Source organism: Enterobacter sp. PL_is379, assembly GCF_055817355.1.
In genome coordinates this window covers 1-637 of the sequence record NZ_JBVPGT010000002.1, presented here as the reverse complement: position 1 = coordinate 637, position 637 = coordinate 1, and the positions used below count along the sequence as shown (strand labels likewise).

The 637-nt window shown below is 49.3% G+C and carries 2 tRNA genes and 2 rRNA genes; all 4 read right to left on the bottom strand.

The features are described 5' to 3' along the window. Positions 1 to 115: ribosomal RNA gene (locus AC0TOY_RS00025) — 23S ribosomal RNA — on the bottom strand; the annotation flags it as partial. Between the two features lie 170 nt (positions 116 to 285). Further along, positions 286 to 361, bottom strand: a tRNA-Ala gene (locus tag AC0TOY_RS00020). A 38-nt stretch (positions 362 to 399) separates the two neighbouring features. Beyond that, positions 400 to 476 (bottom strand) — tRNA-Ile (locus AC0TOY_RS00015). A 70-nt stretch (positions 477 to 546) separates the two neighbouring features. Next, positions 547 to 637 (bottom strand): 16S ribosomal RNA (locus AC0TOY_RS00010); the annotation flags it as partial.

The window sequence follows — 637 nt, the reverse complement described above, 5'->3', positions numbered from 1 at the left end:
GGACATCGCCGGGTCAAAGGTTCATATCACCTCGCCGGCGCTTTTCGCAGATTAGCACGTCCTTCATCGCCTCTGACTGCCAGGGCATCCACCGTGTACGCTTAGTCGCTTAACCTCACAACCCGAAGATGTTTCACTTCTGATTGCGAAAATTTGAGAGACTCGAACACACCTTAAAGATGTGTCGTTTCAATTTTCAGCTTGATCCAGATTTTTAAAGAGCAAAACTTCGCAGTGCACCTTTTCAGGTTCACTCTGAAGTTTTCTTGTGTTCGCAGTAAAAGATGGTGGAGCTATGCGGGATCGAACCGCAGACCTCCTGCGTGCAAAGCAGGCGCTCTCCCAGCTGAGCTATAGCCCCATCGTTTTGCTAACCTCTTCAAATTTGCTTCGCAAATTTGGTAGGCCTGAGTGGACTTGAACCACCGACCTCACCCTTATCAGGGGTGCGCTCTAACCACCTGAGCTACAAGCCTGTAGAGGTTTTTTACTGCTGTTTTTCATCAGACAATCTGTGTGAGCACTACAAAGGCAGGTTCTTTAAGGTAAGGAGGTGATCCAACCGCAGGTTCCCCTACGGTTACCTTGTTACGACTTCACCCCAGTCATGAATCACAAAGTGGTAAGCGCCCTCCCG